Origin of the sequence: Agromyces sp. NPDC058484 (assembly GCF_042720415.1) — a bacterium.
In the GTDB taxonomy this organism is placed as follows: domain Bacteria; phylum Actinomycetota; class Actinomycetes; order Actinomycetales; family Microbacteriaceae; genus Agromyces.
In genome coordinates this window covers 45,673-62,729 of the sequence record NZ_JBHXMP010000005.1, presented here as the reverse complement: position 1 = coordinate 62,729, position 17,057 = coordinate 45,673, and the positions used below count along the sequence as shown (strand labels likewise).

Annotated in this window: 14 protein-coding genes and 1 pseudogene; 4 read left to right on the top strand and 11 right to left on the bottom strand. The window is 69.9% G+C overall.

Going from position 1 to position 17,057, the window contains the following annotated elements:
- Positions 1–108: 108 nt before the first annotated feature.
- The 3 genes from ACFWN7_RS05835 (at position 109) to ACFWN7_RS05825 (ending at position 2,641) form a co-directional block, all read left to right on the top strand.
- Positions 109–429 (top strand): DMT family transporter, encoded by a 321-nt coding sequence (locus ACFWN7_RS05835; protein WP_376937797.1) that lies wholly within the window; start codon positions 109–111, stop codon positions 427–429.
- A complete protein-coding gene (locus tag ACFWN7_RS05830) occupies positions 429–809 on the top strand; it encodes a DMT family transporter (protein WP_376937796.1) in 381 nt (126 codons plus the stop codon). The genes ACFWN7_RS05835 and ACFWN7_RS05830 overlap by 1 nt, the downstream gene beginning before the upstream one ends.
- A gap of 194 nt (positions 810–1,003) precedes the next feature.
- Positions 1,004–2,641: a stealth family protein gene (locus tag ACFWN7_RS05825; protein ID WP_376937921.1), complete on the top strand. Its 1,638-nt coding sequence runs from the start codon at positions 1,004–1,006 to the stop codon at positions 2,639–2,641.
- A 16-nt stretch (positions 2,642–2,657) separates the two neighbouring features.
- Here the strand turns inward: ACFWN7_RS05825 and ACFWN7_RS05820 are convergent, their stop codons facing one another.
- Together ACFWN7_RS05820 and ACFWN7_RS05815 are read right to left on the bottom strand one after the other, a co-directional pair.
- Positions 2,658–3,599, bottom strand: a complete 942-nt coding sequence (locus ACFWN7_RS05820; protein ID WP_376937795.1) for a phosphodiesterase — start codon at positions 3,597–3,599, stop codon at positions 2,658–2,660.
- 156 nt (positions 3,600–3,755) lie between these two features.
- Positions 3,756–5,600 carry a DEAD/DEAH box helicase gene (locus ACFWN7_RS05815; RefSeq protein WP_376937794.1) on the bottom strand — a complete coding sequence of 615 codons (1,845 nt, stop codon included), beginning with the start codon at positions 5,598–5,600 and terminating at the stop codon, positions 3,756–3,758.
- 265 nt (positions 5,601–5,865) lie between these two features.
- Between ACFWN7_RS05815 and ACFWN7_RS05810 the strand changes: the two genes are divergently transcribed.
- Positions 5,866–6,153: a HesB/IscA family protein gene (locus tag ACFWN7_RS05810; protein WP_376937793.1), complete on the top strand. Its 288-nt coding sequence runs from the start codon at positions 5,866–5,868 to the stop codon at positions 6,151–6,153.
- A 61-nt stretch (positions 6,154–6,214) separates the two neighbouring features.
- On the opposite strand, the gene ACFWN7_RS05805 is transcribed toward ACFWN7_RS05810, so the two are convergent.
- The 9 genes and pseudogenes from ACFWN7_RS05805 to ACFWN7_RS05765 all read right to left on the bottom strand — a co-directional run bounded on the left by ACFWN7_RS05805 (position 6,215) and on the right by ACFWN7_RS05765 (position 17,012).
- The gene (locus ACFWN7_RS05805; protein WP_376937792.1) at positions 6,215–7,936 is read right to left on the bottom strand and encodes a cytochrome b/b6 domain-containing protein; all 1,722 of its coding nucleotides are present in this window, start codon (positions 7,934–7,936) and stop codon (positions 6,215–6,217) included.
- Between the two features lie 3 nt (positions 7,937–7,939).
- Positions 7,940–8,926, bottom strand: a complete 987-nt coding sequence (locus ACFWN7_RS05800) for an electron transfer flavoprotein subunit alpha/FixB family protein (protein ID WP_376937791.1) — start codon at positions 8,924–8,926, stop codon at positions 7,940–7,942.
- 11 nt (positions 8,927–8,937) lie between these two features.
- Complete coding sequence (locus ACFWN7_RS05795; RefSeq protein WP_376937790.1) at positions 8,938–9,714, bottom strand: electron transfer flavoprotein subunit beta/FixA family protein; 777 nt, start codon at positions 9,712–9,714, stop codon at positions 8,938–8,940.
- 95 nt (positions 9,715–9,809) lie between these two features.
- Entirely contained in the window at positions 9,810–10,940 is a 1,131-nt protein-coding gene (locus ACFWN7_RS05790) for an acyl-CoA dehydrogenase family protein (RefSeq protein WP_376937789.1), read from the bottom strand.
- A 127-nt stretch (positions 10,941–11,067) separates the two neighbouring features.
- Positions 11,068–13,453 (bottom strand): annotated as a pseudogene (gene ppsA / locus ACFWN7_RS05785) (phosphoenolpyruvate synthase).
- A 26-nt stretch (positions 13,454–13,479) separates the two neighbouring features.
- A complete protein-coding gene (locus tag ACFWN7_RS05780) occupies positions 13,480–14,337 on the bottom strand; it encodes a pyruvate, water dikinase regulatory protein (RefSeq protein ID WP_376937788.1) in 858 nt (285 codons plus the stop codon).
- 162 nt (positions 14,338–14,499) lie between these two features.
- Positions 14,500–15,399: a methylisocitrate lyase gene (prpB, locus tag ACFWN7_RS05775; RefSeq protein ID WP_376937787.1), complete on the bottom strand. Its 900-nt coding sequence runs from the start codon at positions 15,397–15,399 to the stop codon at positions 14,500–14,502.
- 109 nt (positions 15,400–15,508) lie between these two features.
- Entirely contained in the window at positions 15,509–16,186 is a 678-nt protein-coding gene (locus ACFWN7_RS05770) for a GntR family transcriptional regulator (protein ID WP_376937786.1), read from the bottom strand.
- A gap of 184 nt (positions 16,187–16,370) precedes the next feature.
- Positions 16,371–17,012, bottom strand: coding sequence for a TetR/AcrR family transcriptional regulator (locus ACFWN7_RS05765; RefSeq protein WP_376937785.1), 642 nt, complete (start codon positions 17,010–17,012; stop codon positions 16,371–16,373).
- Between the last annotated feature and the right edge of the window lie 45 nt (positions 17,013–17,057).

The following is a 17,057-nucleotide window of genomic DNA, read 5'->3' as shown; positions in this document are numbered from 1 at the left end:
GATGCCGCGACCGCCGCTGTCACACGCCGGAACCCGCCGTCACACGGCGTCATGCGCCGTGGCACCTACGATTGGGCAGGTGGCCGGCGCCACGGGGCGGGAGGACGCATGGACTGGATCATCCTGATCGCCTCGGGTGTGCTCGAGGCGATCTGGGCCACCGCGCTCGGTGCGTCGAAGAACTTCCGTCGGCTGTGGCCGACCGTCATCTTCGTGATCGCGCTCGTGCTCAGCATGGCGGGGCTCGCCTTCGCGATGACGACCCTGCCGGTGGGCACCGCGTACGCGGTCTGGGTCGGCATCGGCGCCGTGCTCACGGTGGCGTACGCCATGATCTTCGGCGGCGAGCGCGCGAGCCTCGTGAAGGTGCTGCTGCTGGTCGGCATCATCGGCTGCGTCGTCGGGCTCAAGGTCGTCGGGGAGTCGTGATGCACTGGCCGATCCTGATCCTGAGCGCCGTGCTCGAGGCGGTCTGGGCCACCGCACTCGGCCTCTCCGACGGCTTCGCCGTCACCGTGCCGACGATCGTCTTCTTCGTCGCGCTTCTCGGCAGCATGGCGGGGCTCGCCTACGCCATGCGCGGCATCCCGATCGGCACCGCCTATGCCGTGTGGACCGGCCTCGGCGCGGTGCTCACGGTCGCCTATGCGATCGTCTTCGGCGGCGAGTCGGCGAGCGTGCTGAAGCTGCTGTTCCTGGCCGGCATCATCGGTTGCGTGATCGGACTGAAGCTCGTGCATGCCCGCGAGGAGGGCGTCGCCGAGGCGAGCGGGAGCATGCCGCCGCCCGACGAGCCGCCCGGCGCCTGACCGGGCATCGGACAGGGCGTCGGGCAGGGCGTCGGGCCGTAGAATCGGAGCAGTCGCAGCATCCGCGGCGCCCCCTCTCCCCGACCCCTGGAGGCCACTCTTCCGTGACGAGTCCCGACCGCGATCGACCTGCCGACCGACACGACCACACCGGGCACGCCTTCGCGAGGCGCGAGCCGGTGCCGGCCCCGCCGATGCGCCTGGCGGATGCCTCGGAGCTCGTGCTGGTGGCGGCACCGCCCCGCACCGCGCGGTTCGATCGCGACGATCTCGTCGTTCGCAAGGGCCAGTACGCCCTGCGGAACGGCCACATGACGCCGCAGGAGTCGATGGTCGAAGACCTGCTCGCCATCGGCGACGCGCTCGACGCCGCCGGGATCGGCTACCTGCTCGTGCGCGGCAACGACCACCGGCTCGTGATCGCCGTCGACCGCGCCGACCGCAAGGCGGTGGCCCGGGCGTTCGCCGAGACGTTCGCGAACGAGCCGTTCTACTCGGCCACGATCGCTCCCGAGCGCGCCGCGGATGCGCACCCCGTGCTGCTCGCCGACGGGCGCCTCGCCGCGCACCGCAAGGCGAGTGCGCTGCGCCTCTACCGCCCCCGCGTCGAACCCGTCGGACGACTCCGCTACGGCCGCGAGACCGCCGTGCAGCTCGAGTTCTGGCGGTTCGGCGACGACACGATCGAGGCGCCGCTCGAGAACGCGCTCATGCGACGAACCCTCCCCCGCGGCGAGGCGATCGACGCCACGGTGCACCTGCACGGCCGGGACTGGCCGACCCTCGAGCACATGTTCGCCCCACTCGCGAGCGATGTCGACTTCGAGATCGACCTGGTCTTCTCGTGGGTCGACGGCTCGAGCGACGAGTTCGTGCGGGAGCGGGCGAAGCGCATGCAGAGCTACGTCGTCGGCGAGGGCGACGACTCCGAGGCGCGCTATCGCCAGATCGACGAGCTGAAGTACGCGCTCCGGTCGGTGCACCTGTTCGCGCCGTGGGTGCGCCGCATCTTCATCGCCACTGACTCCCCGGCGCCCGGCTGGCTGGCGCGGCATCCGAAGGTCACCATCGTGCCCAGCGAGCAGATGTTCGCCGACCCGTCCGTGCTGCCGACGCACAACTCGCACGCCGTCGAGAGCCAGCTGCACCACATCCCGGGCCTCGCCGAGCACTTCCTGTACTCGAACGACGACATGTTCTTCGGCCGGCCGGTGTCGCCCGACCTCTTCTTCTCCCCCGGCGGCATCACGAAGTTCGTCGAGGCGACGACCCGCATCGGCTTCGGCGACACGCATCCGGGCCGGTCGGGCTTCGAGAACGCGGCGCGGGTGAACCGGGCGCTCCTGCGCGACCGCTTCGGCAAGGTCACGACCCGGCACCTCGAGCACTGCGCCGCGCCGCTGCGCACGAGCGTCATGGCCGAGCTCGAGGCGGCGTTCCCCGACGAGTTCCGCCGCACGGCCGCGAGCCGCTTCCGCTCCGCCACCGACATCTCGGTCACGAACTCGCTGTACCACTACTACGGGCTGCTGACCGGCAAGGCCGTCGTGCAGACCGACGCCCGCGTCAAGTACATCGAGACGACGCTGCGCACGTCGCTGCCCGCGATGAGACGGCTGCTGAAGCGTCGCGACCAGGACATGTTCTGCCTCAACGACGGCAGCTTTCCCGAGCTCTCCGTCGAAGAGCGCACGGCCGCCGTCATCGACTTCCTCGAGCGCTACTTCCCGTTCCCGGCGCCGTGGGAGAAGCCGGCGACGGATGCCGCGGGCGACGCGACTGCGCCCGGATTCATGCCGCCTGCGGCATCCATGCCCGATCTCACCGCCTGACGCACCCGCCCGGCGATCAGGCGAGCACCGGGATCGGCATGGTGAACGGCGGCTCCTTGGGAACCGGCGGCGTCGTGGCATCCGCGATCCTGACGCCGGCGGCGCCGAGGCGGCGCGTGCTCTCGTCGGCGTCGATCCAGTCGAGCGCGGGGAATGACCCGAGCGGCACGACCGAGTGCAGCACGGTCGTCGGGTACACGTGCACGAGGTTGAACGCGCGTGCGCCGTCGCGGCCGCGGGTGCCGCCGACCGGCACATTGAGGTCCTGCGTGTAGCAGCTCGCCGACGCGACCGAGACGGGCACGCCCGCGAACATCGCGGTCGACGAGTAGTGCAGGTGCCCGGCGATGATCGAGCGGATGTCGCTGCCCTCGACGACCTCGGCGAAGCCGGCCTGGTCGCGCAGCTCCACCGACGCGGCGAGGTCGAGCACGCTCGGCACGGGCGGGTGGTGCATCGCGAGGATCGTGCCGTGCAGCGCGGGGATGGAGAGCTCCTCGGCGAGCCAGTCGAGCTGGGCCGGGGCGACCTCGCCATGGTGGTGCCCCGGCACGGTCGAGTCGAGCGTGATGACCCGCAGTCCGTTGACGTCGTCGACGCGGTCGACGGGCCGGTACCCGCCCATCCGGTCGCCGAGGAGCGTGCGCCGGAACGCCGCCCGGTCGTCGTGGTTGCCCATCACCCAGATCACCTGCGCGCCGAGGCGCTCGGCGACGGGGTCGACGATGCGGCGGATGCGGTCGTACGCGTCGGGCTCGCCCCGATCGGCGAGGTCGCCCGTGAAGACGATCGCCTCGGGCCGGGTACCGGATGCCTCGAACTCGTCGAAGAGCGCCCGCAGGTGCCGCTCGCTCGCGACCTGGTCGTAGAGCAGGCGACCGCCTCCGAGCAGGTGCGTGTCGCTGATGTGGAGGAGGAAGTGGTCCGGCCGCGGATACTCGGCCGTTCGAATGGTCACTGGGGTTCCCATCGTTCGGTGATGACGCGCGCCCGTGGGCGTCGGGCTCAAACTAGCCGATCACGCGAGTCTGAACGCGTCATGAACGCGGCATGTGACGAAGCCGAACGCGTCGGCAGCCTCCCGTTCCGCTCGAGGGAGCCTGACCGGACGTGATCAGTTCTTGTGCCGCGGCTTCCGAGCGGGCCTGTCCTCGTATCCGGAGCCGGAGCCCGAGCCCGAACCCTGACGCGCACTCGAGCCCGACCGCCGCGCCGGCCCACCCGTGTCGGGGCGCAGCTCGATCAGCCGCCCCGAGATGCGCGTGCCGTCGAGCCGCTCGAGCGTCTCGCGCGGCAGGCCCGCAGGCAGCTCGACGAGCGAGAACTCGGGCCGGATCTGGATGGCGCCGAAATCCTCGCGGCTGAGGCCGCCCTCGTTGGCGAGCGCGCCGACTATCTGGCGGGGTTCGACCTTGTGGCGCTTGCCCACCGCGATCCGGTAGGTCGCCATCGGGATGCCGCCCGGGCGACGTCGACGCTCGGGGCGATCGCCCCGGTCGTACCGGTCGTCACGGCCCTGGCCCTCGCCACGCTCACGCCGGTCGGGCCGGCCCGGTCGATCGTCGCGGTCGAACCGCTCGCGTTTCGGACGCTCGGGCTCGGGTTCGAGCAGCAGCGGCGACTCGCCCTGGGCCACGACCGCGAGCGCGGCCGCGACATCCGTTTCGGGCACGTCGTGGTTGCGCACGTAGTGGGCGATGATGTCGCGGAATCCGTCGATGCGGTCGGACTGCCCGAGCGCGGCGGTGATGCGGTCGTCGAAGCGGGCGAGCCGGGTGACGTTCACGTCCTCGACGCTCGGCAGCTGCATCTGCGTCAGCGGTTGCTTCGTGGCCTTCTCGATGCGAACGAGCAGCCCGCGCTCGCGCGGGGTGACGAAGCTGATCGCGTCGCCGGTGCGGCCGGCCCGGCCCGTGCGTCCGATGCGGTGCACGTACGGCTCGCTGTCGGTCGGGATGTCGAAGTTCACCACGTGGCTGATGCGCTCCACGTCGAGGCCGCGCGCTGCGACATCCGTGGCCACCAGGATGTCGAGCTTGCCCGACTTCAGCTGGTTCACGGTGCGCTCGCGTTGCGCCTGCGCGATGTCGCCGTTGATCGCGGCGGCCTCGTAGCCGCGGGCGCGGAGCTTCTCGGCGAGCTCCTCGGTGACGTTCTTCGTGCGGACGAAGATGATCATGCCCTCGAAGTTCTCGACCTCGAGGATGCGGGTGAGCGCGTCGACCTTCTGCTGGTACGACACGACCAGGTAGCGCTGGGTGATGTTCGCCGAGGTCTGGGTCTTCGTCTTGACCGTGATCTCTTCGGGGTCGTGCAGGTACTGCTGTGACATCCGGCGGATCGCGGCCGGCATCGTCGCCGAGAACAGGGCGACCTGCTTGTCGTCGGGGGTGTCGGCGAGGATCGTCTCGACGTCTTCGGCGAAGCCCATCTTCAGCATCTCGTCGGCCTCGTCGAGCACGAGGTACTTCAGCTCCGAGAGGTCGAGCGTGCCCTTGTCGAGGTGGTCCATGATGCGGCCGGGCGTGCCGACGACGATGTGCACGCCGCGACGCAGCGCCGAGAGCTGCACGCCGTATCCCTGGCCGCCGTAGACGGGGAGGATGTGCACGTTCTTCAGGTGGGCGGCGTAGCGCTCGAACGCCTCGCAGACCTGGAGCGCGAGCTCGCGGGTGGGCGCGAGCACGAGGGCTTGCGGGGTCTTCTGCGAGGTGTCGAGCCGGGCGAGGATCGGGAGCGCGAACGCCGCCGTCTTCCCGGTGCCGGTCTGGGCGAGGCCTACCACGTCGCGGCCGTCGAGGAGCGTCGGAATGGTCGCCGCCTGGATCGCGGAGGGCGTCTCGTAGCCGACGTCGTCGAGCGCCTTCAGCACCGCGCCGTCGAGGCCGAGGTCGGAGAACGTCGTCGCGGCGGGCTCTGCGGGAGCCGCGGCCGGGGCGGGAAGATCGTCGGAAGTCACCCTTCAGGGTAGACCGACGTGCTGGGAGTCGTCACCGAGCGGCCGCCCCGGGTCACCGATCACACCGTACGACCCTTCTCCCGCCGCACGATGCGTCGGAAGGGTCGTCTTGCGGTGGAAACGTCGTGCAACACCGCTGCGTGCGGCGCGGGGGGCGACCGAGGGTCGCCCAGTGTGCGGCATCCGCTCGCCGATCGCAAGGGGGTGGCGGATCCGTCGCGGGTTCGGAAGGGTGGGACGTTCGTGATCGCAGAGGAGGAGCAGCATGCTCACACTGACCGATACCGCCAGCACGGTCGTCAAGGAGATCGTCTCCCGCCGGGGTGGCCCCGAGGGGGCCGGACTGCGCATCGACGCCGAGGACGCGGGCGGCACGGAGTACGCCGTCGCCATCGTGCCCATGCCCGAGGAGCACGACGCCGTCGTGGAGCAGGACGGCGCGCGCGTCTACCTCGGCGAGGTCGCCGCGCAGTCGCTCGACGACAAGACGCTCGACGCTCGGGTCGCCGACGACGGCCGCGTGGCCTTCGACATCGTGCCGCAGCATCCCTGACCGGATGTCGCGCGCCGGCGCCCCCGCGATCTCCGGGTCGCGGGGGCGCTCGCGTCTCGGGCTACCGCCCGACCTTGCCGAAGAGCCCGGCGATCGGGGCGAGCACCGACGGGCGGGCGGCGACCCACGCGGCGACGATCACGACGAGCGACGCGACGAAGATCCAGAACCCCACCCAGTTCACGGCGTCCTGCGACGCGTACATGTGGTTGAGGTTCCGCAGTGCCCCGGTCGCGAGCACGAGGCCGACATGCACGACGATGAACGCCACGAAGTAGAGCATCACCGGGAAATGCACGGCACGCGCCCACTCCACGGGGTAGACGCGGTTCAGGGTCTTCGCGTTCTTCGGCCAGATGCCGCTCATGCGCACGCCCGTGATGATCGCGAGCGGCGCGGCGAGGAACACGGTCGCGAAGTACGTCAGCTGCTGCAGGCTGTTGTAGTTCACCCATCCGTTCTCGGTCGGCCAGTCGAGCGACACGTACTGCAACGCCGCCGAGATCGCGTTCGGGAAGACCTCCCAGCTCGTCGGCACGATCTTCATCCACTGGCCCGTCGTGAACAGCAGCACGACGAAGACCACGCCGTTGAGGATCCAGAGGATGTCGAGCGACTGGTGGAACCACAGCGCGAGGCTGATCTTGCGGGTCTTCGACCAGCGCGGGGTCCAGTATGCAGCCGGGCGCTTCTCGGTGCGCACCTGCAGCCCCGATCGGATGATCAGCACGATCAGGAACACGTTGAAGAAGTGCTGCCAGCCGAGCCATGCCGGGATCCCCACGGGCGCGCCCTCGGGCAGTTCGTACTCGCCCGGGTAGGCCGCGAGGAAGTCCCGCATGAAGGGGAGGCCGATGAACCACGCCGTGACCACCACCGCCGCCGTCGCCGCGAGCAACAGCCCGAACCCGCCGACCACGGCGGCCCCGAGCAGCTGCCCGGGGGTGTAGTCGCCGAAGCGTCCGGGTTTCGTCGGCGGCGGCGCGGGTGCCGGTCGGGGCCGCGCGGCCGCCGGTCGGGGGCGGGTCGGCTGCACCGGGCGGGCGGATGCCGCGGGCGCGGGCTGTTCGACGACCTCGACCTGCTCGACGGCCTCGACCTGCTCGACGACTTCGACCTGCTCGGCGGCCTCGGGCGTGACCTGCACGACGACCTCGACCTGCTCGGCGGCCTCGGGCGTCGCGGCCACGACCGGAGCAATCGCCGCGACTGGATGCGCCGGGGCGAACCCCGCCTGCGGCCACGGCTCGCCGCCCTTCACGCGAGGCAGACCGCGACGGAGCGGACGATCGGATGTCGCCGCGGCTCGCACCGAGGCGGAGGGGGCCGTCGCGGCCGGAGTTGCCGCGGTAGCAGCAGTCGCGGCGGCAGCAGTCGCGGCGGCAGCAGTCGCGGCGGCAGCAGTCGCGGCGGCAGCAGGGGCGGCGGCCGCGCCGGCGGTGGGCGGCGCAGCCGCGGCCGGAGCCGGCGTGCTCGGCACGGCGCCCGCGGCCGGCCACGGCTCACCGCCCGGAACGCGGGGCAGGCCGCGCCGGATCGACCGGGCAGGCCCAGCGGCATCGGCAGCGGCAGCGACAGCGACAGTCGGGCGTTCGGAAACTTGCGGTGCCGCGGCATCCGTCATCTCGACCGTCGGTTCAGCGACGACGGACACCGCAGCGGGCACCCGCGACGCACCCGGGGCCTCTTCGACCGCGACGGGCGCGTCTCCAGCCGGAGGCCACGCCTCGCCGCCGGGTTCGCGCGGCAGCCCTCTCCGCAGCGTTCGCGAATAGGTGGCCACGGGTCACTTCTTCCGCTCGGCGAGCGCGCTGATCAATTGCGGCACCACGGTGAAGACGTCGCCGACGACGCCGAAGTCGGCGACCTCGAAGATCGGCGCATCGGGGTCCTTGTTCACCGCGATGATGTTCTTGGCCGTCTGCATGCCCGCTTTGTGCTGGATGGCGCCGGATATGCCGAGCGCGACATACAACTGCGGCGACACCGAGACACCCGTCTGGCCGACCTGGTGGGTCGCGGGGATGTATCCGGCATCGACGGCCGCCCGGGATGCGCCGATCGCGGCACCGAGCGCGTCGGCCAGCTCCTCGACGAGCGCGAACTTCTCAGCTGAGCCGAGGCCGCGGCCGCCAGAGACGACGCGGGTCGCTCCGCGCAGTTCGGGCCGGCTCGAAGTCTCGGTCGAGGCCTCGAACGACTCGATGGCCGCGGCCGCTGCGCCGGATGCCGCCACCTCGAGCGTCTCGACGGCGACGGGCTTGGCTTCGGCGCGCACTTCGATGGCGCCTTGCCGAACCGTCACGACGACCGGTCCGAAGGTCGGCGCCGACTCGACGTTGTACGCGCCGCCGTAGACGGAGTGGCGGGCGACGATGCCCTCGTCGTCGCGCGAGACGCCGACCGCGTCGACCGCGATCGGGGCGTTGGTGCGTGCTGCGAAGCGGCCCGCGACATCCCGCCCCTCGATCGAGTTCGAGATGAGCACGGCGTCAGGTGCGACGGCCAGGGTTGCCGCGGCGAGCGCGTCGACCAGCGGAACCGTGAGCTGCGACTGCGCCGAGTCGGTCTCGACGACGAGGACCCTGTCGGCGCCCGCCGCCGCGGCCTGCTCGGCGAGCGCCTGCGCCTGGCCCGGGCCGGTGACGGCGAGCGCGACCGGCGTGCCGATGAGCGAGGCCGCGCCGAGCAGGCCCGCCGTGCTCTTGGCGAGCTCGCCGGTCGGCGAGATCTCGAGGAGGACGAGGATCGAGTCTGCGGGGTGGTCGGTCATGGTCTTTCCTCTCAGACGAGCCGGTTCTCGATGAGGTACTCGGCGATCTTCGTGCCGCCGTCGCCCTCGTCGGTGATCTTCACGCCCGCAGAGCGCGGGGGCTTCTCGGCGATGGCGGTCATGATCGACGCGGGCACCGAGACATCCGTCGCCTCGATGTCGAGATCGGCCGCGCTCAGCGTCTCGAACGGCTTCTTCTTCGCCGCCATGATGCCCTTGAAGTTCGGGAAGCGGGCGTCGGGAAGCGCCTCGGTGATCGAGATCACCGCCGGCAGCGGCGCGCTCACGCGCTGGTCGCCGTCGTCGGAACTGCGCGTTCCCGACACCGAGTCGGCCGCGATCTCGACCGAGGAGAGGGCGGTGGCGTTCGGCACCTCGAGCAGTTCGGCCAGCATCGCGGGCAGTACGCCGCCGCTGCCGTCGGTCGAGAGGTTCCCGGTGATGACGAGGTCGAACCCGGTTCGGCGGATCGCGGCGGCGAGCGTGCGGGCGGTCAGGCCGAGGTCGGCTCCGGCGAGACCGGGGTCGGCGACGTGCACCGCGGATGCCGCTCCCATCGCCAGTCCCTTGCGGATCGTCGCGGCGGCGCGCTCGGGCGCCATCGAGATGATGATGACCTCCGCGTCGCCGGACGAGTCGGCGTACGCAAGGGCCACCTCGAGGGCCCGCTCACTGATCTCGTCGAGCACGGCTTCGCTCGCGGCTCGGTCGGCGAGCCCCGTCTCAAGGTCGAGCTTGCGCTCCCCGAAGGTGTCGGGTACCTCTTTCACGAGGACGATGATCTTCATCGGGCCCGGGTCCTTTCCTCATCGGCGAGCTGCAGCGCACACCGGAACCAGTTAATCATGCCTAACTCAGTCCGGTGGTGTGGATTGTGCCGACCCTACAACCGGTTCACGAGATTCCGGCCGACGATCAGCCGCATGATCTCGTTGGTGCCCTCGAGGATCTGGTGCACCCGCAGGTCGCGCACCACGCGCTCGATGCCGTACTCATGGAGGTACCCGTATCCGCCGTGCAGCTGCAGCGCCGAGTTCGCGACGTCGAACGCGGCATCCGTCGCGAATCGCTTCGCCATGGCGCACGCGGAGACGACATCGCGCGCGCCCTCGTCGAGCTTGGCGGCTGCACGTTCCAACAGCGCGCGTGCGGCCTGCAACCGGGTCTCCATGTCGGCGAGGGTGAACACGATCGACTGGTTGTCGGCGAGCGGTGCGCCGAAGGTCTCTCGCTCGCGCACATAGCGCAGTGACTGATCGAGTGCCCACTGCGCGCCGCCGAGCGAGCACGCGGCGATGTTCAGGCGGCCCCCGTTGAGCCCCTTCATGGCGATGCCGAACCCGTCGCCCTCGGCGCCCAGCCGGTTCGACATCGGCACGCGCACATCCTCGAAGACGACCTGCCTGGTCGGCTGGGCGTTCCAGCCCATCTTCTTCTCGTTGCGCCCGAAGCTCAGGCCATCGGTTCCGTCGGGGACGACGATCGCGCTGATCCCCTTCGCTCCGGGCTCCCCCGTGCGTGCCATGACGACGTAGACCGCCGACGAACCGGCACCCGAGACGAACTGCTTCACGCCGTTGATCACGTAGTCGTCGCCGTCGCGGCGGGCCGAGGTCGTGATCGCCGCGGCATCCGACCCCGCACCCGGCTCGGTGAGGCAGTAGCTGCCCAGGTCGGTCATCGCGGCGAGGCCGGGAACCCAGCGCTCGCGCTGCGCGTCGTCGCCGAACGCGTCGATCATCCACACGACCATGTTGTGGATGGAGATGTAGGCGGCGATCGTCGTGTCGCCCTTGGCGAGCTCCTCGAACATCGCGACGGCGTCGAGCCTCGACAGACCCGACCCGCCGAATTCCTCCCGCACGTACACCGCGCCGAGACCCAGGTCGCCGGCACGGCGCAGCGTGTCGATCGGGAAGTGCTTCTCCGCATCCCAGCGCGCCGCGTTCGGCGCGAGTTCCGCGTCGGCGAACTCGCGCACCGCTGCGATGAGGGCGTCGCGCTCTTCGGTCATGATCCCGTGCGGGTGGGTGCGGTCTGTGTCTCGCCGGGATGACGCAGCTTCATGCTCTCTTCATACCGGATGCCGCGCCCGGGCAGTACCCGCGGCGAAGAAGTCCGCCGAGCGGCATCCGTTCGGCTCAGGCCGACACGGGCGCGAGCTTCGCGAGTCGCAGCCATGTCTCGACGACGGTGTCGGGGTTGAGCGACATCGACTCGATGCCCTGCCCCAGGAGCCAGTCCGCCAGATCGGGGTGGTCGCTCGGGCCCTGGCCGCAGATGCCGATGTACTTGCCGTGGCGGCGGCACGCCTCGATCGCCATCGCGAGCATCTTGAGCACGGCCGGGTCGCGCTCGTCGAACGTCTGAGCGACGAGCGACGAGTCCCGGTCGAGGCCGAGCGTGAGCTGCGTCATGTCGTTCGATCCGATCGAGAACCCGTCGAAGTACTCGAGGAACTCGTCGGCCAGCAACGCATTCGACGGCACCTCGCACATCATGATGACCTCGAGGTCGTTCTCGCCGCGACGCAGGCCGTTCTCCGCGAGCAGGTCGATGACGGCGCTCGCCTCGCCGAGGGTGCGCACGAACGGGACCATGATCTGCACGTTCGTCAGGCCCATCTCGTCGCGCACGTAGCGCAGCGCCTCGCACTCCATGTCGAAGCACTCGCGGAAGTCGTCCGAGATGTAGCGCGACGCGCCGCGGTAGCCGAGCATCGGGTTCTCCTCGTGCGGTTCGTAGCGTTCGCCGCCGATGAGGTTGGCGTACTCGTTGGACTTGAAGTCGCTGAGTCGCACGATCACCGGCTCGGGCGCGAATGCCGCGGCGAGCATCGAGACGCCCTCGGCGACCCGTCTCACGAAGTAGTCCCGCGGCGACGGGTACGCGGCGATCCGCTCCGCCACCTCCTCCTTCAGATCGCTGGGCAGTGCGTCGAACTCCAGCAGCGCACGCGGGTGGATCCCGATCTGCCGGTTGATGATGAACTCGAGGCGCGCGAGCCCGACGCCCTTGTGCGGCAGCTTCGCGAACGCGAAGGCCTGGTCGGGCGTGCCGACGTTCATCATGATCTTCACGGATGTCTCCGGCATCCGATCGAGGCGGGTCTCGAGCTCCTCGAACGCGAGCCGGCCCGCGTAGACGAACCCCTCGTCGCCCTCCGCGCACGAGACGGTGACCTCGGTGCCGTCGGTCATCGCTCGGGTCGCGTCACCGGTGCCGACGACGGCGGGAATGCCGAGCTCGCGTGCGATGATCGCGGCGTGGCAGGTGCGACCGCCGCGGTTCGTGATGATCGCCGATGCTCGCTTCATGATCGGCTCCCAGTCGGGGTCGGTCATGTCGGCGACGAGCACATCGCCCACTTCGAACCCCTCCATCTGCGCCACCGAATCGAGCACGCGCACCGGCCCGGCGCCGATCTTCTGGCCGATCGCCCGGCCGACGGTGATGACGTCGCCGCGCTCGGCGAGCACGAAGCGGCGCATCACGTTGCCGTCGGCACGTGAGACGACGGTCTCGGGGCGGGCCTGCAGGATGTACAGCCGGCCGTCGACCCCGTCCTTGCCCCACTCGATGTCCATCGGCCGGCCGTAGTGCTCCTCAATCGTGAGCGCCTGACGGGCGAGCTCCTCCACCTCGTCGTCGGTGATGCTGAAGCGCACACGATCCGCCTGCGGGACGTCGCGGAACACCGTGCTGCCGCCGACGCTCGTGCCGTCGGCGTAGCGCATCGCGATCGCCTTCTCGCCGACCGACCGCTTCAGGATCGCCGGGTGCCCGGCCCGCAGCGCGGGCTTGTGCACGTAGAACTCGTCGGGGTTCACGGCACCCTGCACGACGGCCTCGCCGAGTCCGTACGAGCTCGTGATGAACACGGCCCGGTCGAAGCCGGATTCGGTGTCGACGGTGAACAGCACGCCGGAGGCGCCGACATCCGACCGCACCATTCGCTGCACCCCCGCCGACAGGGCGACGTCGTGGTGGTCGAAGCCGTGGTGCACACGGTAGGCGATCGCGCGGTCGTTGTAGAGCGACGCGAACACGCTGCGGATCGCCGCGAGGATGTTCTCGATGCCGCCGATGTTGAGGAAGGTCTCCTGCTGGCCGGCGAAGCTCGCCTCGGGCAGGTCTTCAGCGGTCGCGCTCGAGCGCACGGCCCAGGTGACGGAGTTTGGGTCGGGGTCGTTCTCGAGGAGCTTCGCGTAGGCCGAGCGGATGTCGCGCTCGAGGTCGTGCGGGAACGGCTGCTCCTCGATCCACGACCGCACCGACGAGCCGATCCGGGCGAGCTCTGCCACATCGTCGATGTCGAGCTGCTCGACGGCCGCCCTGATCCGGTCGTGGAGTCCGCCCTCGGCGAGGAAGGTGCGGAACGCGTCGGCGGTCGTCGCGAACCCGCCGGGAACGCGGACGCCGGCATCTGCGAGGTGCGACACCATCTCGCCAAGCGACGCGTTCTTGCCGCCCACCCGGAGGAGGTCGGCCATGCCCGATCTCGTCGAACCAGAGGATGTTGCTCATCGTGTGTACCTCGCTCGGTGTTCGGGTCATGCGCGCAGGTGCATGGTCTGCATGATGACCGCCGACATCTCCTCGACGCTCTTCGTCGAGGAGTTCAGGAAGGGGACGTGATTGCGCCGGTAGAGGTCTTCGGCGCGCCGCAGCTCGAGCGTGCACTGCTCGAGGCTCGCGTACCGCGAGTTCGGCCGACGTTCGTGCCGCACCTGGCTGAGCCGCAGCGGCGTCGTGGTCAGCCCGAAGCAGCGATCGGCGTATTGGGCCACCGAGCGGGGCAGCCCCTCGGCGGGGTGGTCGTCGTCGGTCAGCGGGTAGTTCGCGACGAGGAGCCCGTACTGCAGCGCGAGGTACATCGTGGTGGGCGTCTTGCCGCACCGGCTCGGGGCGATGAGCACGACATCGGCGAGGTCGAGGGCGCGTCGGCTCTGACCGTCGTCGTGCTCGATGGCGTATTCGACGGCGCGCATGCGTGCGAAGTACTTCTCCACGTCGCCCACCCCGTGGAACTGGCCGAGCTGGGCCGACGCCGACGTGCCCAGCGCCTCCTCCAACTCGACCAGGTGGCCCGCGAGCAGGTCGATGATCACCGCGTTGGCCCCGGCGATCACGGACCGCACGTCGGCCGCCTTGACCGTGGTGAACACGATTGGAGGGCCGCCCTCGGCGCCCGCGCGATCGATCTCGCGCACGACGCTGCGCGCCCCCTCGACGGTGTCGACGAACGGGATCGTGTGCCGGCCGAATCCGATGCCGGGGAAGTTGGCGAGGAGGGCGTTGCCGACCGTCTCGGCCGTGATGCCCGTGCTGTCGGACACGAAGTACGCGTTCCGCTTCGCCGCTTGCACGGGGACGGAGCCCGTGGCGATCGGGACGGTGCGGTCGATCATGCCACGCACGCGTCGTTGGTGGCGTCTCGACTGCAAGAACTCCTCATGGTCTTCATCCTCAGGCAAAGAATGGACCATACCCACCACCGAGGGCATGAAAGAAGTGCGCTTCTTACGCTTCGGTCAAGATCACCCGTTCACCTCGTGCTCGGATGCCGCGGCTCAGCGGGTGATCTCGAAGTTGAAGACGCTCGTGTCGAACTGGTTGTAGCCCTCGTAGTCGATGAGGTCGTAGAGGTCGGCGCGGTGTTGCATCTCGTCGAGCTTGCCCGTGAGATGCCCCTCGTCGTTCAGGGTGTCGAGGGCACGGCCCGCGGCGCCCATCGCGATCCGCAGCAACGACACCGGCCAGATCACGATGTTCACGCCGGCATCGGCGAGCTGCTGCGACGAGAACAGGTCGCTCTTGCCGAACTCGGTCATGTTCGCGAGGATCGGCACGTCGAGCGCGTTTCGCATCGTCTCGAACTCGCCGAGGTCGCGCATCGCCTCGGGGAAGACGGCGTCGGCGCCGGCATCCACCAGCGCCTTGGCCCGGTCGATCGCCGCGTCGAGCCCGTCGACCGCAGCGATGTCGGTGCGCGCCATGATCAGGAAGTTCGGGTCGCGTCGCGCATCGACGGCCGCACGGATCCGCTTGATCGCCGTGTCGTCGTCGACCACGGTCTTGCCGTCGAGGTGGCCGCATCGCTTGGGATTGACCTGATCCTCGATGTGGGCGCCGGCGAGCCCGGCGTCCTCGAGCGTCTGGATCGTGCGGGCCACGTTCATCGGCTCGCCGAACCCGGTGTCGGCGTCGATGATCGCCGGCAGTTCGGTCATCCGCGCGATCTGCTGCCCCCGCCCGGCGACCTCGGTGAGGGTGGTCAGGCCGATGTCGGGCAGGCCCAGGTCGGCGCTCAGCACTGCACCCGAGATGTACACCCCCTCGAAGCCCTTGCGTTCGATCAGCCTCGCGCTCAATGGATTGAACGCGCCCGGGAACCGCAGCAGCTCCCCGGTCGCGAGTCGTTCGCGGAACCGGCGCCGCTTCTCGGCGGCCGAGGTCTGCGTGTACAGCATCAGAACAGTCCTTTCGTTGCTGGGGCGGTCACGACCTCGGCGATACGTCAGGCGAGCCGCCCGGTGCGTTGGAGGTCGTCGGGGTGGACGCGGAGGTCGTGGACGAGGGTCATGCTGCTCCCGGTTCGACGTGGCGTTCGGTGTGGGCTTGGGTGGGTGCGCCGTCGAGCGAGGCGAGAATGCTCGTCAGCGCGTTGTGGAGATGGACATGCGTGGCGTGAGCGGCAAGGTCGGCGTCGTGCGCCGCGATCGCCGACGCGATGAGGCGGTGCTCGGCGACGGATGCCGCGAGCCGGTCGGGGTTGTCGCGCGCGAGCCGGCGCACCCGCACCAGATGCGTGCGGATCGTGCGCAATGCCGCGGTCAGGTAGTCGTTGTGGACGGAGGCGTCGAGCTGCGCGTCGAAGCGCGCGATGAGGGCGTAGTACGCGTCGAGCCCCTCGGCACCCGACAGGTTCGCCCGCTCGAACTCGCCGGCCAGCGCGGCGAAGGTCGCGGCATCCGCTCGACCGGCCGCAAGACGAGCCGCGGACTCTTCGAGGGCGCGGCGGACCTCGAACAGCTCGCGGATGTCGCTCGCGTCGATGTCGCTGACGACGGTGATGCGCGGCGACTGCTGCACCACCAGCCCGTCGGCCGCCAGCCTGCCGAGCGCCTCGCGCAGCGGCGTGCGACTCACGCCCAGGCGGGCGGCCTGCTCGACCTCGGCGAGCACAGTACCGGGTGCGAGCGCCCCCGACTGGATCTCCTCGAGGAGCGACAGGTACGCGCGATCGCTTGCCCGCATGTGGCCCGCCCTTCTCGACCCGTACAGTTATTGTATACATAGATTCGCTCCGGTCCGCAGTCTGGCCGGATCATTCATATTTTCGTATACACACACGCGGCTGGCCCACGAGAGCTCGGCAGGTGATCGGGCGAATCGACGCGCCGACACGTCGGTCCTTCAGGCGGTCCTTCAGTCCGGTCCTTCAGTCCGGTCCGCCGATCACCCGCAGGATCACTGCCGCGATCGCATCGATGAATGCGGCATCCGGTTCGCGAGACGACACGTCGGTCTGCACGCGCTGGACCAGGGCCTCGGTGATGCCCCCGACGAGGATCAGGCTCGCCAGCCCGGCGGGCGCCTCGCCGATCAGCCCGGCGCGGACGAACTCCTCACAGGCTGCGTCGATCGCGACCGCGAACGTGCGATAGGCGGTGCGGCGCTGCGCCTCCAGCTCGGCGGACACCCCCACCGATTCGATCTCGAGCACGCGCGCCTTCCGCTCGTCGAGAAGCATCGGTTCCAAGGATGCCGCGACCAGCCGCCGCAGCGACACGGCCAGGCCCACGCCCGGCTCGACCACCGCGAGGGCGAAACCGGCCAGCACCTCGTCGTTCAGTTCGCGGTACAACTGCTCGAGGAGCCGTTCCTGATCGGCGTACAGCTCGTAGAACGACCTGGTCGACACCGTGGCGAGCCTGCACAACGCCTGCACGGTGGTCGCGCGAAAGCCGATCGTGCCGTACAGCTCGAGCGCGGCGTCCAGCAGCCGGCGGCGGCGCGCTGCGTCGCGGGTGTGCTGTGCCGTGCCGTGCCACAGCGCCTCGGTCGTTCGGACACCCGCCATGGCGTCCATCATTCCATTGAAACTGAGCATTTTCGATGCAATAAT